The organism is Actinomadura vinacea (genome assembly GCF_039532545.1).
Taxonomy (GTDB): domain Bacteria; phylum Actinomycetota; class Actinomycetes; order Streptosporangiales; family Streptosporangiaceae; genus Spirillospora; species Spirillospora vinacea.
The window spans coordinates 1,017,216-1,043,350 of record NZ_BAAARW010000020.1 but is presented as its reverse complement, the minus strand read 5'-3'; the positions used below and the strand labels follow the sequence as shown (position 1 = coordinate 1,043,350).

At 72.3% G+C, this 26,135-nt stretch carries 23 protein-coding genes; 12 read left to right on the top strand and 11 right to left on the bottom strand.

Annotation, left to right across the window (positions count from 1 at the left end; genetic code table 11):
- Positions 1–123 precede the first annotated feature (123 nt).
- The 4 genes from ABD340_RS29290 to ABD340_RS29275 all read right to left on the bottom strand — a co-directional run bounded on the left by ABD340_RS29290 (position 124) and on the right by ABD340_RS29275 (position 5,692).
- Positions 124–1,776 carry a DNA repair helicase XPB gene (locus ABD340_RS29290; RefSeq protein WP_344593238.1) on the bottom strand — a complete coding sequence of 551 codons (1,653 nt, stop codon included), beginning with the start codon at positions 1,774–1,776 and terminating at the stop codon, positions 124–126.
- A 160-nt stretch (positions 1,777–1,936) separates the two neighbouring features.
- A complete protein-coding gene (locus tag ABD340_RS29285) occupies positions 1,937–2,329 on the bottom strand; it encodes a hypothetical protein (protein ID WP_344593236.1) in 393 nt (130 codons plus the stop codon).
- 245 nt (positions 2,330–2,574) lie between these two features.
- Entirely contained in the window at positions 2,575–4,965 is a 2,391-nt protein-coding gene (locus tag ABD340_RS29280; protein WP_344593234.1) for a helicase-associated domain-containing protein, read from the bottom strand.
- Between the two features lie 109 nt (positions 4,966–5,074).
- Entirely contained in the window at positions 5,075–5,692 is a 618-nt protein-coding gene (locus ABD340_RS29275; protein ID WP_344593233.1) for a TetR/AcrR family transcriptional regulator, read from the bottom strand.
- Positions 5,693–5,861: 169 nt separating this feature from the next.
- Here ABD340_RS29275 and ABD340_RS29270 point away from each other — a divergent pair, with 169 nt between their 5' ends.
- Positions 5,862–6,353 (top strand): GNAT family N-acetyltransferase, encoded by a 492-nt coding sequence (locus ABD340_RS29270; protein WP_344593231.1) that lies wholly within the window; start codon positions 5,862–5,864, stop codon positions 6,351–6,353.
- Positions 6,354–6,407: 54 nt separating this feature from the next.
- On the opposite strand, the gene ABD340_RS29265 is transcribed toward ABD340_RS29270, so the two are convergent.
- A complete protein-coding gene (locus ABD340_RS29265) occupies positions 6,408–6,887 on the bottom strand; it encodes a hypothetical protein (RefSeq protein ID WP_344593230.1) in 480 nt (159 codons plus the stop codon).
- A gap of 469 nt (positions 6,888–7,356) precedes the next feature.
- Between ABD340_RS29265 and ABD340_RS29260 the strand changes: the two genes are divergently transcribed.
- From ABD340_RS29260 to ABD340_RS29245, 4 genes are all read left to right on the top strand, one after another.
- Positions 7,357–7,974, top strand: coding sequence for an HAD family hydrolase (locus ABD340_RS29260; protein WP_344593228.1), 618 nt, complete (start codon positions 7,357–7,359; stop codon positions 7,972–7,974).
- A 204-nt stretch (positions 7,975–8,178) separates the two neighbouring features.
- Positions 8,179–8,574, top strand: coding sequence for a cold-shock protein (locus ABD340_RS29255; protein WP_344593227.1), 396 nt, complete (start codon positions 8,179–8,181; stop codon positions 8,572–8,574).
- Between the two features lie 188 nt (positions 8,575–8,762).
- The gene (locus tag ABD340_RS29250; protein ID WP_344593264.1) at positions 8,763–9,530 is read left to right on the top strand and encodes a DUF3027 domain-containing protein; all 768 of its coding nucleotides are present in this window, start codon (positions 8,763–8,765) and stop codon (positions 9,528–9,530) included.
- A gap of 47 nt (positions 9,531–9,577) precedes the next feature.
- The gene (locus tag ABD340_RS29245) at positions 9,578–12,658 is read left to right on the top strand and encodes a sacsin N-terminal ATP-binding-like domain-containing protein (protein ID WP_344593226.1); all 3,081 of its coding nucleotides are present in this window, start codon (positions 9,578–9,580) and stop codon (positions 12,656–12,658) included.
- 4 nt (positions 12,659–12,662) lie between these two features.
- On the opposite strand, the gene ABD340_RS29240 is transcribed toward ABD340_RS29245, so the two are convergent.
- On the bottom strand, positions 12,663–12,920 hold the full coding sequence (locus tag ABD340_RS29240) for a DUF2530 domain-containing protein (RefSeq protein WP_344593225.1): 258 nt from the start codon (positions 12,918–12,920) through the stop codon (positions 12,663–12,665).
- 293 nt (positions 12,921–13,213) lie between these two features.
- Here ABD340_RS29240 and ABD340_RS29235 point away from each other — a divergent pair, with 293 nt between their 5' ends.
- Positions 13,214–14,707: an NCS2 family permease gene (locus ABD340_RS29235; protein ID WP_344593224.1), complete on the top strand. Its 1,494-nt coding sequence runs from the start codon at positions 13,214–13,216 to the stop codon at positions 14,705–14,707.
- Between the two features lie 40 nt (positions 14,708–14,747).
- On the opposite strand, the gene ABD340_RS29230 is transcribed toward ABD340_RS29235, so the two are convergent.
- A complete protein-coding gene (locus ABD340_RS29230) occupies positions 14,748–15,299 on the bottom strand; it encodes a hypothetical protein (protein WP_344593223.1) in 552 nt (183 codons plus the stop codon).
- A 260-nt stretch (positions 15,300–15,559) separates the two neighbouring features.
- Between ABD340_RS29230 and ABD340_RS29225 the strand changes: the two genes are divergently transcribed.
- Positions 15,560–16,162: a hypothetical protein gene (locus ABD340_RS29225; protein ID WP_344593221.1), complete on the top strand. Its 603-nt coding sequence runs from the start codon at positions 15,560–15,562 to the stop codon at positions 16,160–16,162.
- Between the two features lie 95 nt (positions 16,163–16,257).
- On the opposite strand, the gene ABD340_RS29220 is transcribed toward ABD340_RS29225, so the two are convergent.
- Entirely contained in the window at positions 16,258–17,361 is a 1,104-nt protein-coding gene (locus ABD340_RS29220; RefSeq protein ID WP_344593219.1) for an ankyrin repeat domain-containing protein, read from the bottom strand.
- 468 nt (positions 17,362–17,829) lie between these two features.
- On the opposite strand from ABD340_RS29220, the gene ABD340_RS29215 reads away from it, so the two are divergent.
- The 3 genes from ABD340_RS29215 to thpR all read left to right on the top strand — a co-directional run bounded on the left by ABD340_RS29215 (position 17,830) and on the right by thpR (position 20,295).
- A complete protein-coding gene (locus tag ABD340_RS29215; protein WP_344593217.1) occupies positions 17,830–18,297 on the top strand; it encodes a MarR family transcriptional regulator in 468 nt (155 codons plus the stop codon).
- An 80-nt stretch (positions 18,298–18,377) separates the two neighbouring features.
- Positions 18,378–19,646, top strand: a complete 1,269-nt coding sequence (locus tag ABD340_RS29210; RefSeq protein ID WP_344593263.1) for an MFS transporter — start codon at positions 18,378–18,380, stop codon at positions 19,644–19,646.
- A 73-nt stretch (positions 19,647–19,719) separates the two neighbouring features.
- The gene (gene thpR / locus ABD340_RS29205) at positions 19,720–20,295 is read left to right on the top strand and encodes an RNA 2',3'-cyclic phosphodiesterase (protein WP_344593216.1); all 576 of its coding nucleotides are present in this window, start codon (positions 19,720–19,722) and stop codon (positions 20,293–20,295) included.
- Here thpR and ABD340_RS29200 read toward each other — a convergent pair whose 3' ends face one another.
- The gene (locus tag ABD340_RS29200) at positions 20,296–22,350 is read right to left on the bottom strand and encodes a hypothetical protein (protein WP_344593214.1); all 2,055 of its coding nucleotides are present in this window, start codon (positions 22,348–22,350) and stop codon (positions 20,296–20,298) included.
- A 99-nt stretch (positions 22,351–22,449) separates the two neighbouring features.
- On the bottom strand, positions 22,450–23,436 hold the full coding sequence (locus ABD340_RS29195; RefSeq protein ID WP_344593213.1) for a hypothetical protein: 987 nt from the start codon (positions 23,434–23,436) through the stop codon (positions 22,450–22,452).
- A gap of 427 nt (positions 23,437–23,863) precedes the next feature.
- Between ABD340_RS29195 and ABD340_RS29190 the strand changes: the two genes are divergently transcribed.
- Both ABD340_RS29190 and ABD340_RS29185 read left to right on the top strand, forming a co-directional pair.
- A complete protein-coding gene (locus ABD340_RS29190; protein ID WP_344593212.1) occupies positions 23,864–24,256 on the top strand; it encodes a hypothetical protein in 393 nt (130 codons plus the stop codon).
- 190 nt (positions 24,257–24,446) lie between these two features.
- On the top strand, positions 24,447–25,100 hold the full coding sequence (locus tag ABD340_RS29185) for an Imm1 family immunity protein (RefSeq protein ID WP_344593210.1): 654 nt from the start codon (positions 24,447–24,449) through the stop codon (positions 25,098–25,100).
- A gap of 33 nt (positions 25,101–25,133) precedes the next feature.
- Here the strand turns inward: ABD340_RS29185 and ABD340_RS29180 are convergent, their stop codons facing one another.
- The gene (locus ABD340_RS29180) at positions 25,134–26,078 is read right to left on the bottom strand and encodes a LysR family transcriptional regulator (protein WP_344593209.1); all 945 of its coding nucleotides are present in this window, start codon (positions 26,076–26,078) and stop codon (positions 25,134–25,136) included.
- Between the last annotated feature and the right edge of the window lie 57 nt (positions 26,079–26,135).

The following is a 26,135-nucleotide window of genomic DNA, read 5'->3' as shown; positions in this document are numbered from 1 at the left end:
GCCGATGGTACTGCATGGGAGACTGTGTGGGAGAGTAGGACGCCGCCGGACTTATATTAGGGTTAAGGCCCCGCCAGGAAACTGGCGGGGCCTTACTCATTTGCATCTAGAAAACGGCTTACTTCAGATCTCGTCGCCCGCCAGAACGGCGTCGGCGTCCACGATGCGGTAGGCGTAGCCCTGTTCCGCGAGGAAGCGCTGGCGGTGGGCCGCATAGTCCTGGTCCAGGGTGTCGCGGGCCACGACGGCGTAGAAGCGGGCGCCCTGGCCGCCGGACTTGGGACGGAGCAGACGGCCGAGCCGCTGGGCCTCTTCCTGGCGGGAACCGTACGCGCCCGAGACCTGGACGGCGACGCTCGCCTCCGGCAGGTCGATGGAGAAGTTGGCGACCTTGGAGACGACCAGGACGCTGATCTCGCCCGACCGGAAGGCGTCGAAGAGCCGTTCGCGTTCGCGGACCCGCGTCTCGCCCTTGATGACGGGGGCGTCCAGAAGTTCGCCGAGTTCATCGAGCTGGTCGATGTACTGGCCGATCACCAGGGTCTGCTCGCCGCGGTGACGGTCGACGAGGGCCTGGACGAGCCGGGTCTTGGTGTCGGTGGTGGCGCAGAAGCGATAGCGCTCGTCCGGTTCGGCGGTGGCGTAGGCCAGCCGTTCGGAGTCGGTGAGGGTGACCCTGACCTCGACGCAGTCGGCGGGTGCGATCCAGCCCTGCGACTCCATGTCCTTCCAGGGGGCGTCGTAGCGCTTGGGGCCGATCAGGGAGAAGACGTCGCCCTCGCGGTCGTCCTCGCGGACGAGGGTGGCGGTGAGGCCGAGGCGGCGGCGGGCCTGGAGGTCGGCGGTCATGCGGAAGATGGGGGCGGGCAGCAGGTGCACCTCGTCGTACACGACCAGGCCCCAGTCGCGGGCGTCGAACAGTTCCAGGTGGGTGTAGGCGCCCTTCCGGCGGGTCGTCATGATCTGGTACGTGGCGATGGTGACCGGCCGGATCTCCTTCTTGGCGCCGGTGTACTCGCCGATCTCGTCTTCGGTGAGGGAGGTGCGGCGGATCAATTCCTGCTTCCACTGGTGCGCGGAGACGGTGTTGGTGACGAGGATGAGGGTGGTCGCCTCGGCGCGGGCCATGGCGGCGGCGCCCACGATGGTCTTGCCGGCGCCGCAGGGCAGGACGACGACGCCGGAGCCACCGTGCCAGAACGCGTTGGCGGCGTCGCGCTGGTAGGAGCGCAGCGTCCAGCCGTCCTCGACGAGGGAGATGGCGTGGGCCTCGCCGTCGACGTATCCGGCGAGGTCCTCGGCCGGCCAGCCGATCTTGAGGAGGGACTGTTTGAGGGCGCCGCGCTCGCTGGCGTGGACGATGACCGCGTCGTCCCCGATGCGGTCGCCGAACATCCCCTTGACCTTCCTGGACCGCAGCACCTCCTCCAGGACGGAGCGGTCGGAGGAGTGCATGATCAGGCCGTGCGAGGGGTGCTTCTCCAGCCGCAGCCGCCCGTACCGGGCCATGGTGTCGGCGACGTCGACGAGCAGCGCGTGCGGGACGGGGTAGCGGGAGAACTTCAGCAGGGTGTCGACGACCTGTTCGGCGTCGTGTCCGGCGGCGCGCGCGTTCCAGAGGGCGAGCGGGGTGACCCGGTAGGTGTGGATGTGCTCGGGTGCCCGTTCGAGTTCGGCGAACGGTGCGATCTCCTTGCGGCACTCGTCGGCCAGGACGTGGTCGACTTCGAGCAGCAGGGTCTTGTCGGACTGGACGATCAGCGGTCCGTCGGACACGGCGGGCGGCCCCCATCAGGCGATCGGTCGTGGACGGCCCCGTTCGGGCCCAGGCGCAGGTGCTGCACGCTACCCGAGATATGGGGGTGCGGCGGAGGGTTCGGGAACGGGTCCTTCTCTAGCAACGGCCAAGGGGGGTGTGCTCTTCCCCGCTGGACGGTCAGATGCCGCCGGATCCGTAGTCGGGGCTGGTGGCGTCCACGACGACGGCGATGACGATGAGGATGATCTGGATCAGGAAGGCGATGCCCAGGATGATCCAGCTCCACATGGTGAGCGTCCGGGTGGACTGGGGGTTCGTGCGGACGCGGCTCGTCGCCATGGCCGAGGTCACGATGGCGGGGATCGCGAGGAGGTTGCAGCACATGGCGGTGGCGACGCAGCTGCAGATCAGGGCGGCCAGGGTCGCCCCGGGGGTGCCGGGGCCCGTGTTGGGGACGCCGGGGGGCCCGTAGCCGGGGCCGTAGGCCTGGTTGTACTGCCCGTTGGGATCCCACCCTTGCTGACCGTACGGGTCGTGCCAGCCTGGAGGCTGCCCTCCGTAGCCGCTCAAGGGCCATCTCCCCCTGGGGCGTGGCTTACGGATCTACGTTCTGTTGCGCGACGCCCAGGCACGCACCTCGCCGCGTTGTCGTCGGTCGACAGCCGAACCCGGGCCGACTCCCTCCTCCGCCTCGCGATACATGCACCTGAACGCCGCTCACGACGAACAAGCCCCATTAGACACGCCCTAACACCCGCTCCTGTCCTTGACTGTGCAGGCTATCCGCTCTGTTCGGATTTCAACCATTTATCGGCTCAGGCGGGCGGTTCGTCGCCGAGTTCGGAGACGCCGGTGATGCGGTGCAGGGCGAACCGCTGGACGGCCGCGCGGGTGGCGTCGTAGCCGGTGAGGAAGCCGCCTTCGACCCGTACCGGTTCGACGATCCGGCTGGACGAGCGGCCCTGCTGGTCGAGGTAGCCGATCCAGACCCGGCCCCCGCGCTGGACGGCTTCGCGGAGCCGGTCGACGGTCGCGGCGGCCGGGGAGCGCGGCGGTTCGCCGCTCGGGGCCGCACCGCGCAGCCGGGCCTGCTCGGCGCCGTGCCGGGCGGCCTCCTCGCCGGCCCGCAGCGCCCGCACCGCGGCGGCGATCACCGAGGCGTCCGCGGGCTGCGGGCCGGGCCGCACCCGGACGATCTCGGCGGTCGGGGCGGGTTCGGCGCGCAGCTGGTCGGGGCGGGTCACGATGATCCCGCCGCCGGGGGCCTCGGCGACCGGGGCCAGGCCCATCCCGCGCAGCCCCTCCAGCAGTTCGCCGCGGGGCAGGTCGGAGGCCAGCACGGTCGGTGCCAGGCGGTGCAGCCGCAGCGTGCCGGAGCGGCGGTCGGCCAGGATCTCGTCGAGGGTGGCGGGCGAGTCGGTGCGCACGTAGGAGTTGAGCGATCCGACCCGCAGGTGGCCGTGCCGGCGGCCGACGTCCTCGATCAGGTAGGCGAGGGGCTGCGGCAGCGGGGTCGCCGAGTGCCGGGCGAGCAGTTCGGCGAGCTCGGCGGCGGTGCGGCCGGCGTCCAGGGCGCGCCGGATCGAGACGGGGGTGAAGCGGTAGACGGTCGCGCCGCCGGTGGATTCGACCTCGGCGGACAGGGCCAGCTCGCGGGCCAGTTCGGTGACGAGGGGGCCGGGCGCGATCGCGGTCAGGTCGGCCTGGATGAGGACGCGGTCGACCGGGTCGGGCAGGTGCTTCTGCAGGCCGGGTTCGGGGTCGTCGTCGTCCAGCAGGTCGCGGGCGTAGGGGACGAGCCGCCCGAACCCGGTGATGCCGAGGACGGCGGCCTCGCGGAGGGTCCAGTCGACGAGGCGGTCGCGCAGCGGCCCCGCGCGGCGCGGGTGCAGCCAGGCGAGCCGGGTGCGGACGGCCTCGGCGTCGACGGTGACTCCGGGCGCGGCGGCCGCCAGGACGCGCAGCACGGCGGTGCGGGTGGCGGGGGCGCTGGTGCGCACGACCGCCTCGCTGAGCGCGTTGATGAGCCGGTCCCGGTCGTCGCGTTCGCCGGCCAGGCCGGGGGCGCGGTCGGTCTTCAGCCAGCCGCGGGCCAGTTCGGTCCAGCGGCCGGGGATGTCGCGCATGAGCCAGAGGTCGTAGGCGGGGGTGGGCAGCCATTCGCCGTCCAGGTCGCCGGTGCGGGTGAGGAGCCCGGCGGCGTAGGCGACCTCGGCGAGCAGCGCGGCGTGCCACTCCTCGACCTCCAGGAGCGTCGCGGCGGCGCGCAGGTCGCGGACGGCCAGGCCGCCGCTGCGCAGCACGGGCGGCGGTTCGGTGCCCCACCGTTCGAGCAGCTCTTCGGTGAGCCGGACGGCGGTGAACGCCTCGCCCGCGGCGGTCCGCACCTCCAGCTCGCCCTGTTCCGATGCCCTGGACGAGCCGGAGCGGCCGATGAGTTCGGGCGGGTGCGCGGGGACGTCCCGGAACAGCCGGCCTCCGCGCAGGTGGAGGGCCACTTCGCGGGGGAGCGTGACCGTGCGGTCGTCCTCGGCGGCGAGCAGGCCGCGGGCGAGCAGCCGCTCGACCGGGGTGGCGGCGGTGGCGGTCCGGACGGGGCGGCGGGCGTCGGCGACGCGGCCGACCGGCGGCCCCCAGGCCAGGTGTTCCAGCGCGGCGGCGGCCTCCGGGCCCGCCTCGGCGATCAGGGCCTCGGGGGCGGCCAGGACGTCGGTCATCCGGTCCAGCAGCCGGCCGGTGTCGGGGAACCCGCGCGGTTCCGTCCCGTCCAGGTCGGTGACGAGGGCGGTGAGGCGTTCGAGCGGGTAGCCGGCGAAGACCTCCCGGGCGGGCGGGCCGAGACCGGCCGGGTGCGGGAGGCTCTGGCGGACGCCGGGCGCGGTCGCGTACGTCCCGTCGCCCCAGACCAGGCCGTGGTGTTCCAGGGTTTCCAGGGCCCGTGCCACGTCGTCGGCGGTGGCGCCGAGGGCCGCGGGCAGGGCGTCCGGTGCGAGCGGGCGGGGCAGCACCAGCAGCGACTCCAGCACGGCCAGCGCGAACCGGTCGAGCCGGTCGAGGGCGCGGGAGATCGCGGCGGGCGTGGACGCCCGGGTGGCCAGCGCGGCCATGTCGGCGGGGACGGGATTGACCAGTTCCGGCCGTGCGGACAGCAACGACCGCAACGCGTCGTCATCGCGTGCGCGCAGCCAGTCCGCGAACGTGTCCATCCCTCTCCCAACCTCGGGCGCCGGCACGGGTGCCCGGCGGCGGCCCGCACCATCAGCGTAGGAGCCTTCGCGGGTGCTCCACGCGAGGGTGGGCATCGGACGGGCCGGTTCAGGGGGCGGGAGCGTGCTCCAGGTTGACCAGGCCGAGGCCCAGCCGCGCCCAGCTCGACACGAACCGCTTCTCGTCGATGCGGGTGGGGGGCTCGTACATCGACTCGTTCGCCAGCCAGTAGTTGACGACCGCGCCGCCCAGGACGGAGGCGACGGCGGGCCAGTCCTCGTCGATGCCCTCGAATTCGGGCTGCTGGGAAAGCCAGGTGGCGATGCCGTCGTAGAGCGGGTTGACGATCCCCTCGCGCATCTCCGCCACCAGGTTCGGGAACTGGTCGAGGTCGCGGAACAGGATCCGGATCAGGTCCTGCTCCTCGCGCATCTTGGCCAGCCCGGCCTGGCAGGTCATCCGGAGCCTGATCTCCAGCGGCCGGTCCTCGTAGGTGGTGGCGTTGTGCAGCACGTCGCTGATCTGGCGCCGGGTCCGCTCGATGTGCTCGCGGATGGCGGAGGCCAGCACCTCCTCCTTGGACCGGAAGTGCCGGTACAGGCCGCCCGCGCCGGGCGACAGCCCGGCCGCGGCCTCGATCTCGGCGACCGAGGTCGCGGCGTAGCCCCGGTCGGCGAAAAGCCGCAGGGACTCGCTTACGATCCGTTCGCGCGTGGATGTCGTCATGGTCGTGTGTTCCTCCGCGAAGAACAGTAAGGCATCACCGACCGGGGTTTCGGCCCGTCGGCCCCGGCGCGCCCGAATTCGTGATGCGTCTCGCACCCGGCAGTGGACGGCTAAAGTCATTGCCTCGCGCCCCTGTCGACGGAAGGGGCACCGTCGGAAGGGGCGGACGATGTTCGAAACTCCGCGGAAGGAGGGTCGGGGGGCCTTCCTGCCGGAGGAATTCGTCGTCCCCACCCTCGTCGCCGGGCCGCGCTTCCGGATCCGCCCGATCACCGTCCACGATGTGGTGAAGGACTACGGCGCGGTGCTGGGCAGCCTGGAGCGGCTGGAGGGCCGGTTCGGGCCGGAGTGGGGATGGCCGGACAACGAGTTCACCTTCGAGCAGGCGCTGATCGACGTCGCCTGGCTGCAGAAGGAGGGGCAGCTGCGGCGCTCGTTCAGCTACGTCGTGATGACCCCGGACGAGGAGCGGCAGCTGGGCCGCATCCATGTCGCCCGCTCGGACCGTCCCACCGCCGACGCCGTGGTGGTGTTCTGGGTGCGGGCCGACGAGGAGGACTCCAGCGTGGAGAAGGAGCTGGAGGAGTTCGTCCGGGAGTGGGTCACGACGGCCTGGCCGTTCGAGACCGTCCGGTTCCCCGGACGCGACCTCCTGGACTGACCCGGACTGACCCGGACTGACTTGGCCGGAGCCGGTCGGCTCCGGCCGCGGCCGTCAGCCCAGGCGGCGGATCATGCTGATGATGAGCCTGCCGGCCAGCAGGTAGACCAGGGCGGCCAGCCCGTAGTTGACGGCCACCCCGACCTTGCGGTCCGCGGGCTGGAAGACGTCCTTGAACTGCCAGGCCAGGTCCCAGGCCCGGTCGCCGATCGTGCGCACCAGCTCGTTGGAGCCGTTGGCCTCCAGCAGCACGAACATGATGTGCACCGCGAGCACCACCACCACGACCGTGGTGATCACGGAGACGATCGTGGCGAGCGCGCCCGCGACGCGCTTGCGGGAGGCCTTCAGCGTGCCCGCGGGGGGACGGGGCATCCGCGAGACCGCGCGGTGCGGCGCCTTGCCCGTGCCGCCGGGACGGGCGGGGCCGCCGGGAGCGGTGGCCGTGCCGGCCGGCGCGGTGTCGCGTGCGGGCGAGCTGTCGGGGGCTTCGCCGGGCCCCTGCTTCGAGGGTCGGTCGTGGTCGTCGGCCATGGCGCGCTCTTTCTCGGGTTCGGGCGGTTTCTCGGGTTCGGGATGGCTTTGAGGTTCCTTGGCGCTTTCGGGCCCTGTGTTTTGCCTGGTCGAGCGGTTCCTATCAGAAGTCACGGGTATATCGGGATCTAGGAACGCATGTTTCAGACGTCCGGACAATCCAGTTCCGGCCGGGAAATAATCGGACAGCGTTCGCGTAGTTCGCGTATATAGACTCCCGCGCTCTCCTACTCGGATCCCGTCGCATCGCCACTACCGGGAGAGCGCGGGTGCGCGTGTGCGCGACGGGCGCCGGGGCCTCGCCCCGGCCCCGTCCACCGCGTCCTCCGCGCGGTCCGCCGGGCCGTCCTCGGCGGTGGACCCACCCGGGTGGCAAATCCCCCATACCTTCCCCTTTACCCTGTGGAACGTGCTGGAGCCAGATGCGACAGGTTTTACCGGACCCGGCCCCGTGCCGGGATGGTCCGCGGTGGGGTTCGATCTCGACCTCACCCTCGCCGACACCCGGGCCGGGATCAGCGCGGTCTTCGCGGCGCTGGCCGCCGAGACCGGCGTCCCGATCGACACCGACGCCGTGGTGGGGCGCCTCGGCCCGCCGCTGGAGACCGAGCTGGCGTACTGGTTCCCGGCCGCGGAGGTGCCGGCCATGGCCGACCGGTACCGCGCCATGTACCCCGAACTGGCCGTCCCCGTGACCGCCCTGATGCCCGGCGCCGCCGCGGCGCTCCAGGCGGTCCGCGACCGCGGCGCCCGCGTGGTCGTGGTCTCCGGCAAGAACCAGGCCGACACCGAGCGCACCGTCCGCTTCCTCGGGCTGCCCGTGGACGAGGTCGTGGGCGGCCTGTTCGGCGCGGCGAAGGGCACCGCGCTGCGGCTGCACGGGGTCGGCGCGTACGTCGGCGACCACACCGGCGACGTGGACGCCGCCCGCGCCGCCGCCGCGACCGCCGTGGGCGTGGCCACCGGGGCGTTCGACGCGGACGCGCTCACCGCGTACGGCGCCGATGTCGTGCTGCCCGACCTGCTGGCCTTCCCGGAATGGCTGCTCGGCGCCGCCGGCGCGGACGAACCCGCCCCGACCGGCTGATCACGACGGCCCGGATCGAACGCGCCGCCCGGCCTTGCGGAAAGCGGTCGTTCCGGTGGATATTCGGGTGCCGTTCCGGCCGCGCACCGATAGCTTCTGTCCGTCGGCTCGCAGAGGTCGCCCGCAGTCCCCGCCGTGTCCACCGCCTCGTGGCGAGGCACTAATCTTTAGCCCAATTCAGGACGAGAGCTAAACGAGGTCACCGTGCCCACTGGCAAGGTCAAGTGGTACGACGCCGACAAGGGATTCGGCTTCCTCACCCGCGATGACGGCGGTGAGGTCTTCGTGCACTCCTCCGCGCTGCCCGGCGGGGTGTCCACGCTCAAGCCGGGACAGCGCGTGGAGTTCGGCGTGGTCGAGGGGCGCCGCGGCCAGCAGGCGCTGTCGGTGCAGGTCTTGGAGACCCTGCCGTCGGTGGAGAAGTCGGTGGCCAAGGCGCGCCGCAAGAAGCCCGACGAGATGGTCATGATCACCGAGGACCTCATCAAGCTGCTCGACGGGATCTCCAACACCTACCGCAGGGGCAAGCACCCCTCTCCGGCCGAGGCCAAGAAGATCGCCACGGTGCTGCGCGCGGTGGCCGACGACCTGCATCCCTGACCGCGCCCGTCGCGGGTGCGGTGCGAATGAGAGCACGAAGCGGCGGGTGGTGTGCCCGGCCATGCCGATCCATGGGCGAGAATTGGAGTGTGAGCCCACTCCGTCAGCCCAGCACCGCGCGTTCCGGTACGCGCACCGGCGCCGCGAGCACCTCCACCGGGCCCGCCCGCCGCTCCCGTACACCCGCGATCGACCCGGCCTGCGCGGGCGCGGTCGAGCTGGCCCGGGAGGCGGCGGAGGAGACGGCCCGGCCCGCGCGGGTCGGCGATCACCTCGGCCTGCGGGCCGAGGCGGATCGGGTGGTCACGCACTACTTCGCCTCCCTTGACCCGGCCTACCGGGGGTGGCGCTGGGCGGTCACGGTGGCGCGGGCCTCCCGCGCCAAGCAGGTGACCGTCGACGAGTGCGTGCTGCTGCCCGGCGACGGCGCGCTGCTGGCCCCCGAATGGGTGCCGTGGCTGGAGCGGCTGCGGCCCGGCGACCTCGGCCCCGGCGACCTGCTGCCGACGCCCGCCGACGACGTCCGGCTCGCGCCCGGCTACACGCAGGCCGACGACGCGACCGACCAGGAGACCCAGTGGGAGCTGGGCCTGGGCCGGCCCCGGGTGCTGTCCAAGGAGGGCCGCGACGAGACCGCCGCGCGCTGGTACGAAGGGATCGCCGGCCCCCGCGCGCCGATCGCGATGTCGGCCCCGGCGCAGTGCTCCACCTGCGGTTTCTTCGTGTCCCTGGCGGGCGGGCTGCGGGAGGTGTTCGGGGTCTGCGCCAACGAGTACGCGCCCGACGACGGCCGGGTGGTCTCGGTCGACCACGGCTGCGGCGCGCATTCGGAGGCGGTGGTGATCCCGCCCGCGTCCGAGCACGGCCCGCCGGTCATCGACGAGCTGGGGTACGACGTCGTCCCGGCCGGTCAGCTGCGCGACACCGAGGCCGAGGAAGCCCTGGGGCACAGCTGACCGGCAGGCTGTGACGAAGATCACTTTCGCTCGGATGAGGGGTGCGTGTGGCCGGCGCCGAAGCCGATCCGTTCGGCACGGAGACGATCCGTGACCGCGTGCTGCGCGCGTGGGCGGAGTCCCCGGCGCGGTTCCGGGAGGACGCCAACACCGAGGAAGACCACGCCCTCGGCGGCTACCGCGACCGCGTCGTCATCGAGCTGGCCCAGAACGCCGCCGACGCCGCCGTCCGCGCGGGCGTCCCGGGCCGCCTCAGGCTGACCCTGGACGGCCCGGCGGGCAAGGGGCACGGCGTCCTGACGGCCGCCAACACGGGCGCGCCGCTCGACGCGGCCGGGGCCGAGGCGCTGTCCACCCTCCGCGCCTCCGCCAAGCGCGACGAGGGCGCGGCGGTGGGACGGTTCGGTGTCGGTTTCGCCGCCGTCGTGGCCGTCAGCGACGCCCCGTGCATCGCCTCGGCGCCGGGCGGGGTGGAGTGGTCGCTGGAGCGCGCCCGTACGCTGGTGGCCGGTCTCCCCTCCCTGGCTGAGGAGCTGGAGCGGCGCGGCGGCCAGGTGCCGCTGCTGCGGCTGCCGTTCGCGGTGCCGCCCGCCGCCGTCCCGGAGATCCCGAAGGGCCACGACACGGTCGTGCGGCTCCCGTTGCGCGACGCGGCCGCGCACGCGTCCGTCCGGGCCCAGCTCGACCAGGCCGGCCCGGCGCTGCTGCTCGCCCTCCCGGCGCTGCGCGCGATCGAGATCGAGATCGACGGGACGCCCGTCCGCACCCTGACCGCCGAGGCGGGCCCGTCCGGCAGGGTCGTGATCGACGGTGTCGGGTGGCGGACGGCCGAGGCCCACGGTTCGGCCCCGCCCGAGCTGCTGGCCGACCGTCCCGTGGAGGAACGGGCCCGGCCTGGCTGGCAGGTGCGCTGGGCCCTGCCCGAAGGCGGCGCGCTGCCCGCCGGAACGCCGGCCGTGGTGCACGCCCCGACCCCGAGCGACGAGCGGCTGGGGCTGCCCGCACTGCTGATCGCCTCGTTCCCGCTCGCCCCGGACCGCCGCCACGTCGCGCCCGGCCCGCTCACCGACCATCTGGTCGAGCGCGCCGCCGACGCCTACGTGGAGCTGCTGCGCGGGCTTCCGGTCACGCCGTCCCTGCTCGACCTGGTCCCGGGGCCGGTGGCCGAAGGGGAGCTGGACGCGCGCGTCCGCCGGGCCGCCCTGGCGCGGCTGCCCGAGGTCCCGCTGCTGCCCGTCGCGGGCGAACCCGACGGTGTGCGGGCGCGGGGACGCGACGCCGTGGCGGTGGACGGCGCCCCGCCCGCGCTCGTCCGGCTCCTCGCGGGCGACGGCGAGGGCGCGGAGGTCGTCCTGCCCGGCCTGCTCCCGGCCGGGTGGCCGGTGCGGAACCCCGCTCTGAACGCGCTCGGCGTGCGCCGCGTGGAACTGGCCGACGTGGTGGACGAGCTGGCCGCCCTCGACCGTCCGCCCGCCTGGTGGCGCCGCCTCTACGACGCGCTCGCCGGCGCTCCGGCCGACGCCCTCGGGGCGCTGCCGGTGCCGCTCGCCCCCGACGGCGAACCCGACGAGATCGACGGGATCCGCGTGGTGCGCGGCCCGCGCGGGCTCCTCATCGCCGCCGACGGGCTCGACCCGTCCGGGCTGGGCGGGGCACTGGGGCTGCGTTTCGTCCACCCGGAGGCCGTCCATCCGCTGCTGGCGCGGCTGGGCGCCGTGGAGGCCGGGCCGCGCGCCGTGCTCGCCGACCCGGCCGTCCGCGCCGCCGTCGAGGGCTCCTACGACGCCGACGACCCCGACGAGATCGCCGCCGCGGTGCTCGGCCTGGTCGCGGCGGCGCGGCTCGACCCGGGCGAGCAGCCCTGGCTGGCGGAACTGGCGCTGCCCGGCGCCGACGGCGAGCTCTACACCGCCGGCGAGCTGCTGCTGCCGGACGGCCCGCTGCGCGCGGTGGTGGCCGACGACGCGCCGTTCGGCGTCGCGCCCGCCGACCTCGTCGAACGCTGGGGCGCCGGCATCCTGGCCGCCGCCGGTGTCCTGGACGGCTTCGCGCTCGTCCGCGCCGAGGACGCCGACCTCACCGCCCTGGCCGGGCAGGCCGAGGCGCACGACCTCGACGACGAGGACCGGTGGGCCGAGGACGTCCTGGACCGGCTCGGGCCCCAGGACCTCCCGCCGCAGGTCCCCGAGTTCGAGGCGGTGCGCGATCTCGAACTCGTCGCCGACTGGCCCGCCGCGCTCCGCCTGCTGACCGGTCCCGCGCCGCGTGCCGCGATCGTCCGGCCGGCCCACGTCACGCTGCACGACGGCCGCCGCGTGGCCGTCCCCTCGTACACGGCGTGGTGGCTGCGGCGGCATCCGGTGCTGGGCGGGCGGCGTCCGGGAGAGTTCCGCCTGGACGAGGGCGATGCCCTCCTCGAAGGCCTGTACGACACAGTGCCGCCGGAGGTCCCGCAGGATCGCGAGCTGCTCCTGGCCCTCGGCGTCCGCACGTCCCTCGCCGAGCTGCTGGACGATCCGGGCGGCGTCCAGGAGTTGCTGGAACGCCTGGGCGACCCGTCCCGCACGGTCTCCCGCGCGCGGCTGAGCGCCCTCTGGACGGCCCTGGCGGACGCGCCCGCCGCCCCGGACTCACCAGCCGAGATAGAGCCGCCGGAACGGGTGCGGGCGATCGTGGACGGCGAGGTCGAGGTGGTCGACGCGGCCGACGCGCTCGTCCTGGACCGGCCCGACGCGCTGCCGCTCCTGGCCGGGCAGCCCCTGGTCGTCGCCGCCGCGGGCCGCGCCGCGCGGCTCGCCGACCTGCTCGACCTGCCGACGGCGGGCGAGGAGGTCGCGGGCGTGATCGAGTCGTCCGGGCAGGCCCGCCCGGTGCCCGGCGCCGTGCGCGCCGTCCTGCCGGACGCGCCCGAGGGCTACACCGCGCACGACGCGCTCGTCGTGGACGGGCAGCGCGTCCCCTGGTGGTACGGCGACGACGGCGAGGTGCACGCGGCCGGGCCGTGGGGGCTGGCGCGCGGCCTGGCCTGGGCGGGCGGGCAGTGGGGGGACCGCCTGCACGTCGAGGCGCTCCTGCGGGCGCCGGAGGCCCTCCCGGTGCTCCAGGTCGAAGCCGACCTCGAAGACTGACGGCTCAGCGTTCGGCGCGGCGGGCGCTGCGGTCCGCGGCCTGGCGGGCGCGGGTCGACTGGAGCCGGGGGGTGTACCACGCCCCGAAGAGCCCGATCACGATGCCGGCGCCGCACACCCACAGCCACCACCGGGCGTCCGCGGGCACCCCGATGATCAGCAGTGTGATCAGCGCGACCGTCCAGGCGGCGGTGCCCGCCAGGGCGACGCGGACGTCGTTGGTCCGCATCGGCGGCGGATCGGGACGGCGCGATCGGGTCATGCCCCCAGGTTATCGGCGGCGCCCAGCTCCGGCTGACCGTGCTGGTCGTCCCGGGCGCGATGGAGGCCGGGCTCACCGACTGGTTGTTCCGGGGCTCGCCGGCGGCGGGCTTCGCGCCGGCCTTCGTGATCACCGTCCCGGCCAACCGGATGCTGATCGCGAAAGGCAAGGGGCACGCCGTCGTCCACGAGTTCCACGAACGTCAGCGGGATGCGCAGGGCTTATCGATCCGTTGCGATATCGGTGCCGCCCGGGGGGTTCACCGTCGGCTTCCGTTCTGCCACGCTGCGCCCGTGGACACGAAGAGCGCATCCGGACTCGACCGGTTCTTCAAGATCTCCGAACGGGGCTCCAGCGTGGGCCGCGAGGTCCGGGGCGGGCTGGCCACCTTCTTCACCATGGGCTACATCGTGGTCCTCAACCCGCTGATCCTCGGCACGGTGGCCGACAAGGACGGGCAGTTCCTCGGCGACCTGACCGAGCCCGGCGCCGCCATCCCGCTGGTGGCGGCCGCGACCGCGCTGGTGGCCGGGGTGCTCACGCTGCTCATGGGCGTGGCCGGACGCTATCCGTTCGCCATGGCGGCCGGGCTCGGGCTGAACGCCGTGGTGGCCTTCAGCCTCGCGAGCGGCATGTCGTGGGAGGACGCGATGGGCATCGTCGTCCTCGAAGGCCTGATCATCGCCGTGCTGGTGCTGACCGGGTTCCGGGTGGCGGTCTTCCACGCCATCCCGGCCGCGCTGAAGACGGCCATCGCGGTGGGGATCGGGTTCTTCATCGCGCTGATCGGGTTCGTGGACGCCGGGTTCGTCCGGCGCGTCCCCGGCGGGCCGGGCGAGTCTTCGGTGCCGCTCCAGCTGGGCGCCACCGGGAGCCTTTCCGGCTGGCCCACGCTGGTGTTCGTGGTCGGGCTGCTGCTGACCACGCTGCTGGTGGCCCGCAAGACCAGGGGCGCCATCCTGATCGGCATCGTGGCCACCACCGTCTTCGCGATCGTCGTGGAGGCGCTGGCCAAGGCGGGCCCCTACAACCAGGGCCCCGGGCCGGACGGGAAACCGCGGATCAATCCCGACGGCTGGCAGCTCAACGTCCCCGAGCTGCCCGACAAGATCGTGAGCCGTCCCGATCTCGGCCTGGTCGGCGACTTCAGCCTGTTCGGCGGCTTCGAGCGGGTCGGGGTGACGGCCGCGCTGCTGTTCGTCTTCACCCTCATGCTGGCCGACTTCTTCGACACGATGGGCAGCGTCGTCGGCGTCGCGGCCGAGGGCGGCCTGCTCGACCGGGAGGGGAACCTGCCGGGCATCCGGAACGTGCTGCTGGTCGACTCGGCCGGCGCGGCGGCGGGCGGCGCGGGCTCGGTGTCGTCCAACACCACCTACGTGGAGTCGGCCGCCGGTGTGGCAGAGGGCGCCCGCACGGGCCTGGCCAGCGTGGTCACCGGGGTGCTGTTCCTGGTCGCGATGTTCTTCTCGCCGCTGGTGCAGATCGTCCCGTTCGAGGCGGCCACGCCCGCGCTGGTGGTGGTCGGGTTCCTGATGATGACCCAGATCCGGCACATCGACATGGACGACTACGACACCGCGATCCCGGCGTTCCTCACCATCGTGCTGATGCCGTTCGCGTACTCGATCACCGTCGGCATCGGCGCGGGCTTCATCAGCTACGTCGCGATCAAGGTGGCGCGCCGCCGGTTCGCCGAGATCCACCCGCTGATGTGGCTGATCGCCGCCCTGTTCGTGCTCTACTTCGCGCTGCAGCCGGTCAGAGAACTACTGGGGGTCGCCTGACCGCCGCCTGGGGCGATATCTGCGAGGATATTCCTACGGATCAGGCGCCTTCGGTCCAGTACCTCTGCAGCCTGGCGACGGCCTCCTCCTTGGTCATCATCGCGACCTCGGCCTCATCGAGACCGACCCTGGAGATCAGCAGGTGGACCAGGTCGGCGGGCAATGCCTCCGGTGGTGGCGTGGGCGTTCCGCGATCCGGCACGACCTTGTCCTGGACGCAGGACCAGAACGTCGCCTCGTCCACTTGAAGCTGATCGCGGAGTATATGACCCCAGATGCTGGGGCCATAGGCACTCCGATCGACCGGGTGAGATATGCGAGTCCTCAGGATCCGGCCGCCGGCAAGATCCAGTTCATAGGTGACGATGGGCAACCCGGGGATGAAGATCGACCAGCCGCCGGCTTCCCCAACCACTTGCGCACGCGATGGACTGACCGCCGCGAGGTGGCGGCGCAATCGCTCGACGTCCACGATGGCGGTCGTGACCGACTCGCGACGCACCGTGGCCACGCGTCCTGTCTCGGCTGCGTCAAGGAGTGCCTTGAGATGCGCACGGGCCTCCGTATAGCTGTCGAAGTGAACAGCGGTCATGGTGGTACCTCCATCGCAGCGTGCCTCCAAGGTGGCACCGGCCGGTAAGTACGTCACGTACGTCACGTACTTGTGGATGCCGCTCATGCAGCAGTCGACCAAGTCGGACGACTGCGCTCCCGCCGCCGTCCAACGGAGGTACATCCGACCCGGTGACACCTTCCTATGACCCTCGCAACACCTACAACAGGCCGGGCATGAGATGGCGCACCCACCCGACGTGTCCTGACGCTTGGAGGGAGCAATCGGGGGAGTGCGCCATGTCCATCATCCAGCCCGTCCACTGCCGGTACGGCTACCTCTCCGCTGACACCGGCCAGGACATCACCGTGGTCGACCCGTCGGTCGGTGGCGAGGGCCTGAAGATCTACTTCTCGCAGGACGTCGAAGACCCGCACAGGCACCACGCCGACGCGGGCGGCCCCTCCCTAATCAACGGGCCGAACGCCGCACAGGGCTTCGACGTGTGGGGTGACGTCAGCGTGTGGCTCGCGGACCTGTGGGCGCCCGCCCCCGTCTCGCGCACGGAGTTCCAGATGTGGGTCAGCCTGTGCGAGGTCCTCGCCGACGGATCCAGCGGTGCCACGGTGAAGAGGTTCCCGGCCGTTGAGGCGTACGCACCGCTCAACCACGACGACAAGGTCTGGAACGCCAACGGCGACCTGGTGCGCGACGGGCCGGGGCACCGCCGCTGCAACATGCACTTCGGCTTCAGGGTGCAGCCGCTGCACGTGGCGGCGAACCGGCGGCTGCGGGTGCACATCGCGCAGATGCACGACAACCCGCTCGTCCCCGGCCACGGCAAGCCCTGGCCCGGCTACGTCCGCAGGGCCGACGCCGACCTCCTGGCCGTCCCACGCTGACCGAATGGGGACGCCGCGGAGATCCTGTGCCGAGCCGACCACCGCGTCTCCGACCGCCCTACCTCGGATGGCGCGCCTCAGCGCATCTGAGCGCTCTATCGGTGACGTCGATTTGCTGGCCGTTGATCACGATGCCTGTTTGCGGTTTTCAGCAGGTCGGCTGCTTCGGTTCGGCCGAGTTCCTGGGCGATGGTCAGGGGCGTGCGTGATGCGGGCCCATAGGGCCGTTGCGTGGTGTCGTCCATGCGCGCATGGGGGTCGCCGCCGGCTTCGAGGAGGAGCCGCAGGGCGTCGAGTGTGTTCCGACTGACAGAGGTGACCGCGTCGTGGAGCGGCGTGCGGCCGAGTTCGTCGGCCACATTGGGGTCGGCTCCCGCGGCGAGGAGGGCCTCGACGACGTCGGGCGCGATGTCGGGCCCGGACTTGACCCGCAGGTAGGGAGAGAGGGCCAGGTGGAGGGGTGTCGCGCCGGCCCTCAGGTCTCGGAAGGTGTCGCAATGCCGTTTCGGGTTGCGGTATTTCCAGGGGATCCTGCATGTCTCGTGGAGCGCCGCGCCCGGGTCCGCTCCGGCCTCGGCCAGGGCGCGCACGACGTCGGCGGAACGGCCTATGACGGCCAGGTGCATGGGAGTGAGCCCCGAGTCGTTCAGCGGGCCGAGAGCGGGTTCGCCGGGCAGGGCCTCCCGGACGGCGTCGAGGTCTCCGAGCGCGCAGGCTCGGGGGAAGAGGTCTTCCGGGAGCGGCGGCGGCACGGCCTTCAGGTCCGCGAGCATCCGCGACAGGGGGTCCGGTTCCGGGAACTCCTCCTCGTCGTGCCAGTCGTGATCGATGACGTAGACCGGCGGGTCGCCCGTTCCGGCCTCGTCGAGATCGACCAGCCAGTAGAACTGGGTGCTGGTGAAGGCCACGAAGAGCCACGGCCGCTCATCCGGCCAGTCCTCTTCATCGACTTCGGTCATCATCGGGAAATCGATCGGTCCGATGTCGTCCTCGTCGAGGAGGACGTGGGCCTCGGGCCACTCGATCGACAGCAGGGCCTGAGTCTCGGCGGGGAGTCGCCGTTCGCCCCCGGGCGTCGTGACGGTCCATTCGTCGCGTGGCGCGAAGCCGTCAGGCACTTTGCCTCGCAGGCGTTCCAGCTGGCTCAGCACCCCAGGACGCAGCCCTCCGGCCGAACGCTGGTGCGTCGTGTCATTCACGGGCATCTTCCTTCTTCCAGGGCATCGCGGGCCGCCCATCGGGCAGCCCGCGGCATGGGGTCAAAACGATCTTGGCATCCGGGCGGCCGTTGTGGTGGTCAAAGCCGGCACGACTGGGGTCAGGACCCTGCCTTCAAGGAAGTCCTTGGGGGGACGGCCTCGCGCCCACCTCTGGTTTCATTCTGGATCGGCCACCACGGCTGCGCGGACTGCACCGCGCTGGTCACCACGGGCGGGCTGGCCGGGACGGTATGGGATGCCGACCCGCGGCCTGGCCGAACCGTCGTAGCTGATCTCGGGCCTTCCTCGGAGAGGCGGGATCCCTGCGCGTGGCACCATGGGAAGGAGGGTTCCTGCCAGCGATCGGAGGGTGAAGTCGCTCGCGTTCGCGCGAGATGCCGACGAACCGTCGCGGAATAGGCAAGTGCGGCGTATCGTTAGCAAAAGAAATGACTTCTGCGAACGACCATGAGCACGCCACCGAATCCGCGCCGCACCCGGGGCAGGGCCCCGGAGCTGGCCGAAGACCTGCGCATCTCGATCGCCCGGCTGTCGCGCCGCCTGCGCACCCTGAGGGCGCCCGGCGGCGAGGGCGCCGGGCCCCTGTCGCTCACCCAGTTCGCCGCGCTCGCGGCCATCGAGCGGCACGGCTCGATGACGCCGAGGGAACTGGCCGACCACGAGAAGGTGCAGCCGCCCTCGATGACCCGGGTGATCGCCTTTCTGGAGGAGCAGCGCCTGGTGCGGCGCAGCCCGCATCCGACCGACGGCCGCCAGGTGGTGCTGAGCGCTACCGAGGAGGGCACGACCCTGCTGCGGGAGGAGCGGCGCCGCAAGGAGGCGTGGCTGTCCCGCCGGCTGGAGGAGCTGACCCCGGAGGAACGGGAGGTCCTGCGCCGGGCGGCGCCGATCCTGGACAAGATCAGCCGAGCCTGACCACGGCGCTCGACGAGGCGGCCCGCGAAGTCCCCGAAGAGGCCGCGCTCCAGGCCGACGCCGAGCAGACCACCGGCGGGATGTTCCGGTCGCTGCGGAACCGCAACTACCGGCTGTACGCCTCCGGCCAGGTCGTCTCCAACACCGGCACCTGGATGCAGCGCGTCGCCCAGGACTGGCTCGTCCTGGACCTCGCGCACGGCAGCGGCACCGCCCTCGGCATCACCACCGGCCTGCAGTTCCTGCCCATGCTGCTGTTCGGCCTGTGGGGCGGGGTGATCGCCGACCGCTACCCCAAGCGCCGGGTGCTGATGATCACCCAGACGTCGATGGGCCTGCTCGCGCTGATCCTCGGCGTGCTGGCCGTCACCGGCACCGCCCAGGTCTGGCACGTCTACCTGCTGGCCTTCGGGCTCGGCCTGGCCACCGTCGTCGACAACCCCAGCCGCCAGTCGTTCGTGGTGGAGATGGTCGACAAGCCCGACCTGCCCAACGCCATCGCGCTCAACAGCGCCACCTTCAACGGCGCCCGGCTCGTCGGCCCCGCCGTCGCCGGGCTGCTCATCGCGCTGCTGGGCACCGGCCCGGTGTTCCTGCTGAACGCCGCCTCGTTCGGCGCCGTCCTGTTCGGCATGTACGCGATGCGCGAGAGCGAACTGAACCCGTCCGAGCCGGTCAAACGCGCCAAGGGGCAGCTGCGCGAGGGCCTGCGGTACGTGCGCGGCCGCCGCGACCTGATGCTGGTGCTGCTGCTCGTCGGGCTCGTCGCCACGTTCGGGATGAACTTCCAGATCACCACCGCGCTGGTCGCCCGCGAGGTGTTCAACAGCGGCGCGTCCTCGTTCGGCCTGGCCTCCAGCATGCTCGCCCTGGGCGCGCTGACCGGGGCGCTGCTGGCCGCCCGCCGCTCCACCCGGCCCCGGCTGCGGGTGCTGATCGGCGCCGCGGTCCTGTTCGGGATCCTGGAGACGCTGACCGGCCTGATGCCGTACTACTGGACGTTCCTGGTACTGCTGGTCCCCACCGGCATCATGCTGATGACGTTCACCACCGCCGCCAACTCCACCCTGCAGCTCAGCGTCGCCCCGGAGATGCGCGGCCGGGTGATGGCCCTTTACATGTTCGTGTTCCTCGGCACCAACCCGCTCGGAGCGCCCGTCATCGGCTGGCTGTCCGAGCAGACCGGGCCGCGCATGACCATCGTCATCGGCGGCCTGGTCTCGCTGGTCGCGGCGCTGGCCGTGGCGCTGCTGGCGGTGCCCCGCGGCGAGCTGCGCCCGACGCTGGCCCGCGCCCTGCGCCGGACCGCCGGCGGTCTCCGGGGAGTCGTTTCTGTTACCGGGCGTTGATGAACCCGATGCACCCGCGTGACAAACCCCAATGCCTGCGGAAAGCTGGTCTGGTGGTCTCCCGGACGTGCTCATGAGGCTCTTCGTGGCGCTGGTACCGCCACCTGACGTCCTCGACGAGCTCGAGGAGTTCCTCGCCCCCTACCGGACCGGCCTGCCCGAACTGCGCTGGATCCGCCGGGAGCTGCTGCACGTCACGCTGACCTTCCTCGGCGAGGTCGACGACCGCGCCCTGGAACGGCTCCTGCCCCGCCTGCAACGGGCCGTCGGCCGCCACGAACGCCTCACGCTGTCCCTGGCCGGCGTGGGCGCCTTCCCCGGCAACGGCGCGCATGCCCGCGTCCTGTGGTCCGGCCTTTACGGCGACCGCCGCAAGCTGGCCCGGCTGGCCGCCTCGACCTCGGCGGCCGGCCGCCGCGCCGGAACCCCGCCCGACAAGCACCGCAGCTTCCGGCCCCACCTCACGCTGGCACGCGCCCGCGTCCCGGTGGACGTGCGGCCGCTGCTGGAACCGATGTCGGCGTTCGCCGGCAGCCCGTGGACGGCCGACGCCGTCCACCTGATGGAGAGCCGGCTGCCCGCCAGGGGCCGCACCCTGCTCGAGTACGAGTCGATCAAAAACTGGTCGCTGCGCCCGGCCAAGACCTGATCAGAGCTCGGGCGGCGGCGGCGCTGGACGGTCGGCGTCCGGTGGCCCCCACGGCAGCCCGTACCGCTCGCAGGCGCGGCGCAGCTCCTCCAGATCGGGCGGGAAACCCACCTGGCGCAGCACCCGCCCCGCCGGGCTCCACACCACCAGCCGCGGCATCCGGTCGGCCGACTCGTCGATGCCGACACCGCCCACCCGGTCGCGGGTCAGATCCCACTCCACCCGGCCGCGCCGCGTCACCACCGCCAGGCCGGCCGTCGACACCCGCAGCTGCGCCCGGTTGCGGTCGTACAGCCAGTACCCGGCCAGCCCGATCAGCACCCCGGCGGGCATCGACCAGCTCGCCGTCACCGCGAACCCGCCCAGGTCGGGCCCCAGCCAGACCGCGCCCAGCACCGCCACCATCTCGCACAGCAGCATGCTCACCAGGTAGGTGCCGACCCGCGACCTGCGGGTCGCGTCCAGCAGCGAGCCGGGCGCGCTCGCCGGGCTCTCCGGTGCCTCCGCCTCTTCGGGCTCGGCCGCCGCGGCGGCCTCGGCCCGCCCGCCGGACACGGCCGCCACTGGGGCCGGCTCTGGCTCCGCCGACAGCGTGGCGACCGCCGAATGGAACGCCGCGCTGAGATAGGCGTCGTACTCGGCGTCGGTCACCGGCAGCCCCGCCCGCCGCGCCGACTCCCGCAGATCCGTGCGCGCGATCCGCAGCGCCGACAGCGGCGCCGCGAAGAACTCCTCGCCCTCGGCGTCGTACAGCCGGACCCAGGCGTGCCCGGCGATGGTCAGCAGCTCGATCCCGCCGATGCGGTCCTCCGGCATCCGCAGCACCACCTCGCCCGCCGCGTCCGCCCAGCCCAGCCCGCCGTCGGCCACCACCAGCCGGCCGCCCGGCACCCGCGCGAAGATCTCCGGCAGCCCCTCCAGCCCGTACTCGGGCGTGCGCGGCGGCCGCCGCCCCGGCGTGATCACCCGGTGGCCGTGGTCGTCGAGCGCGTGCGCGAGCTGGAAGGCGTCCAGCCCGTGCGCCGGCAGCCGGGCGACCATGCGCAGCCGGTGGTCGAACGCCAGCACCGCCGGCTCGGCCCGCCGCGGCTCCCCCGACAGCGGATCGGCGCGCAGCCCCGGCCCGACCACCAGCGCGGCGATCGACCCGGCCTGCACCCGCACCGGCCGCCTGCCGCCGCGCACCTGGAGGCCCGCGGCGGAGATCGTCCACTGGATCCGGACGGCGCGCAGCAGCCGCCGCCGCGCCGCCAGCATCCCCGTGATCGCGGCCAGCGCCCAGCAGCCCGCCGCCAGCCGGGCCCCGAACCCGCCGGCGCCCTCCACCGCGATCCGCACCACCATGACCGCCCCCAGCGCACCGCTCAGCGCGCCCAGCAGCGCGATCCGGCGCCGGCTGGGCAGCGGCTCGGGCGTCGCCAGCCGGGCCTCGCCGGTCTTCTGCGGCCCGTCCTCGGCCGGCTCGTGGGCGGCGGCCAGCAACCGCGCCTCCTGGTCGAGCAGCCGCTGCTCGGCGACACTATGGCGCGGCAGCCCCAGCGCCATCGCCTCGTCCGGCACCGCGCCCGGGTCGGCCCCCGCCGCGTCGGCCAGCTCGGCCGCGTCACCGTCCAGCAGCTGGAACGGGATGCCGATCCGGCGCGCCGTCACGAAGAAGGGCAGCAGCTCCATCCCCATCGAATCGAGGCTGCCCACCGCCGTACGGCCGAACTTGTGGACGACCGTGAGCACCCCGTCCCCGGTCGTGACGGCCAGGCTCTCGATCCGGGACCGCTCGTACCGGACCATGCTCAGCCCACCCGGACCGATCCGCTCCAGACCCGTCTCCGACAGCCGCCAGTACGGCCGCGGCCGCCGCCGCCGCGCCTCCGGGGCCGCGCCCAGCAGCCACGGCACCGCCACCACGGCGACGATCAGCGACACCCACAGCCAACCCGGACGGATCGGCATCAGGGCCAGGACCACCGCCAGCAGGGCGAACGGCCCCACGGCCACCGGACGCCACCGCCCGCCCGGCCCGCGCAGGCCCACCAGCTCATGCTCCACAGTCCGCATCCTCACACGGGTCCGGGCGGGCCCGTCCTCTCCTCGTAACGATCCGACCGCGACCGCACCCTTTTCCCGCCCGGAGGTCAGGTGCGCCGCACGCCCCCGTCATGATCGCCTGCGCACCACCAGGAAGCCGATCACGCAGGCCACGCCCAGCGCCGCGAACAGGCCCATCGACTCCGACGTCGAGTCGCGGCGGCCCTTGTCGGCGTTGCCGTCCGGGGCCGGTGAAGGGCTCGGCGGCAGCGCCGACTTCGGCAGCCGCACCCGGTGGACCTTCTGGTTCGCGCCCTCCGACCCCGACAGCAGGTACCGGCCGTCGGCCGAATAGGTCACCGACTCGCCCTGCTCCTGCGAGGGCAGCCCCACCGACGTCAGCGACCTGCCCGGACGGCCGTTCCCGTCCACGTCGTAGACGCGGGCGCCGAAATAGGTGCGGATCGTGCACGTCCGCCCGTCCGGCGCGAACGCCGCGTCCGTGACGAGGCCCGGCGCGTCGGCGATCCGCCGGAGCCGGTTGCGGCTTCCCGTGCTCAACTTGGCCGGGGCCTCGTAGATCGCCGCGCCGTTGAACAGCTTGCTGACGACGTAGAGCCGGTTCGTCCGCGGATTGATCATCAGCGCCTCCGCGTTGCGCGGCCCGTCCTCGTAGGTGAACCGGAAGGCGGTCGCCCGCAGCGTCCGGGTGCGCAGCTGCTCCGGCTCGGGGATCCGGTACACGGTGACGTACGGCCAGGCGCCGCCCATGTTGTCGCCGATGTCCGCGACGTAGATCGCCGGGCGCCCCTGCCCGTCCCGGCCCACCGCCATCGCCTCCCAGTCGCGGGCACCCGCGCCGCCGAGCGTCAGCACCGCCTTTGTGGACCCGTCCGGGCCCAGCGCGAAGATCTGCGCGACGGCGCCGGAGTCGTTGTGGGTGTAGGTGATCCCCGGATGCCGCCGGCTCGTCGCGAGCCCGCTCGACTCCGTGATCCGCGGATCGGAGACGGTGAAGGAGTCCTTGCCGTCATCGGCCGCCGCGGGCGGCCCGCAGAACACGCAGGCCCCGACGATCAAGCACGCGGCACCGGCCCGGAGCGGAAACGACGACATGCTCTGATCATCCCCCGTTCCGCGGCTGATCACGTCTCCTCAGCCGAGCAGGGCACCGACGACCACGGCCAGGATCAGCGCGGTCAGCACGGTGGGCAGCAGCCAGCGAGGCGCACGGTTCACGGATCCGAGCTTATTCGCCCGTACCGGCCACTCGAACCGCCCCCGGACGCCCAGGAGTGCGTCAGGCCTTGAGCCGAGCCCAGACCCATTTGCCGCCCCTGGGGTCGCGGGTGCAGCCGGAGCTGTCGGCGAGGCAAGACCGGCCCATGATTCCCAGAGCATTCGTCAAGCACGTCCTGGGGTCATAAGTCAAGCATCTCCTGAGCTTAGACAGCGGTGGCATGGTTGCGTGTTCCACCTGGCTTGGCACGGTAATCCCTGTATCGAATCGCGTGCCCGCGTACCACAAACAGGGAGATCTCCAATGTCGAACCTCATTCGCAGCGCCAAGTACCACGCCGAAGCCACCAGCGTCGTCGCTTGTATCGTCAGCGTCGTCATCGGCGGCGGCGTCGTGGCCTTGGCCTGCAACACCGTGGACGGCGACTTCAACTTCGTCACGTACGCCGTCGTCACCTTCATCTGCGCCGTTGTCGGTGCCGTCATCGCTGCCGTCAACGGCCGCATCATGTGCACCCTCGTCGGCTACCGCTACAGCTGGCTCGACTTCTGGGTCGCCGTCTCCAGCATTGCCGTCGGCGCCGTCATCGGTGGGTTCTTCGAGTTCCCCTACATCCCCGACGTCGTCTTCGGCTTCACCTTCGGCCTGTGTGTCGCCTGCGGCTCCTTCATCGCCTTCCTGGCCGAGGGCGACTAGAGCCCCATCCGCAGGGGCCCGGCATCCATAGCCGGGCCCCTGTTCCGTTGGGGTCTGTCCAGTTATCCGTACAGTCCCTATTCCACCGACATTCGTCTCGGGGAGCTGGCGAAGGGTGAGTGCGCGGTTCCACCACTCGCCGATTCCTTGCGCTGGTGGCGCCAGGGGCATCCCGAAAGGAACAGAAGCGTTGAATCTGACCGTCTACTTGGGAATGCAGACGTTCCACCCGGTGACCTGGCCGCAGGCGAAACGGATCATCACCGACCTGGTTGAGCAGCCAACGCATCTGAGAAGCGCAGAGTCGTCAGAGGACAGCGTTCCCGCGTCCGTGCTCAAGGTATTCGCCGAGCTTCCGAAGCCCGACTGGCCCCATGGCGGCCAGACTGCGGAGTTCACTCTCTCCGCCCCGAGCCACGAACCAATCGCATTTCTGCCGCGTTTCGACAGCTACCTCCACGTCGCAGTCAATCCCGAAACCGGCTACGGCGCCCTCAAATGGATGGTCACCGAAGACTCCACCGTGTTCATCGATTCGCACATCGCCGATCAGGTATGGCTGTCAGACAGCCCCCGCCCGCCCATCACCGATCCCAACGTCTTCGCCGACCCCGGCTATCCCCGCTACCACCACCCCCGAAGCACCCTGCCGATCAACCGGATCCGTGCTGCGGTCGAGGAGTTCTGCCGCGCTGCGACCGGACACCGGCCAACCTGCATCGACTGGACTCCGGGCAAGCTCGATGGTGAACGTCTCGACACACCACGGCCGAGGGACGAGTCCGTCGACCGCTGTCTCGACCCGTGGTGCGAACAGGACTGCGGCCCCTCACATCACTGCTGACCGACGAGCGCCGGGCCACCGATCAGCAAGAGTTCAAGACCGGACTGACGGCCTCGCGATCCTGCCAACCCCCTGGCGACCACTGGTCTGCGTGACTGAGGTAAGCGCGCGGGCGAAGGCGCGGGTGGCGGCCGTCTCGCGATCTCGGTGCCGGACCAGTCCGAGGACCGAGGGGGCCAGGCCCGCCACGTCCACGAACGTGACGCCGCGGCGCCCCCGGTGCTGCTCGGCCGTGGAGCGGCACAACAGCATGCCGCCCCGCCCCGCGGCCACCAGGGCCATCCCTTCTTGCAAAGTGCTCATGACCGGCCCGCGCGGGATCGGCGTCCCTCCCGGCGTCGTCGAGGGCGACTGCGCGCGCCGCCAGTACCGCGGCGCCGGTCCGTCCATCTCTATGAGCGGGAGACCGGCCAGTTCCTCGGCCTCCAACCCCTCCCGTCGAGCGAACCGGTGGCGCGTGGAGACCGCGACCGTCTGCGGCTGCTCGGAGAAGGCCGGGCCGAGGAGGAGATCGTCCTCCTTTACCGGGAGCAGCACCACGGCGGCGTCGACCTCGTGCCGCCGGACCGGGCCGAACGGGTCGGTGAACGGGATCTCCACGATCTCTGTGGCACAGTCCGGGTACCTGTGCTGGAACAACGAGATGGCGTCCATGACCTCGTCGCCGGCCGTTCCCTGGAAACCGATGCGCAGAAGCCCGTTCACGCCCCGGGCCGCCTCTCGCGCACCGTCGAGCGCCGCCCGCAGCCTCTCGTAGGCCGGACGTGCGTCGGCCAGCAGCCGTTCTCCCAGGGGAGTGAGGGCGACGCGGCGGCTCGTTCGCTGGAAAAGCCGCGCCCCGACCCGGCTCTCCAGGGAGCGGATCAGCTGGCTGACCCGGCTCTGGGAGAGACTGAGCTGCTCTGCGGCCCGTCCGAAGTGCAGTTCGTCGGCCAGCGCCAGGAAGGCCTCCAGTTCGCCGATCTCCAGGACGCCCACGCCGCCCTCCCCGTTCTATGAGCCCGGCTCATAGAAGGATGAATGATCGCCCGTTGT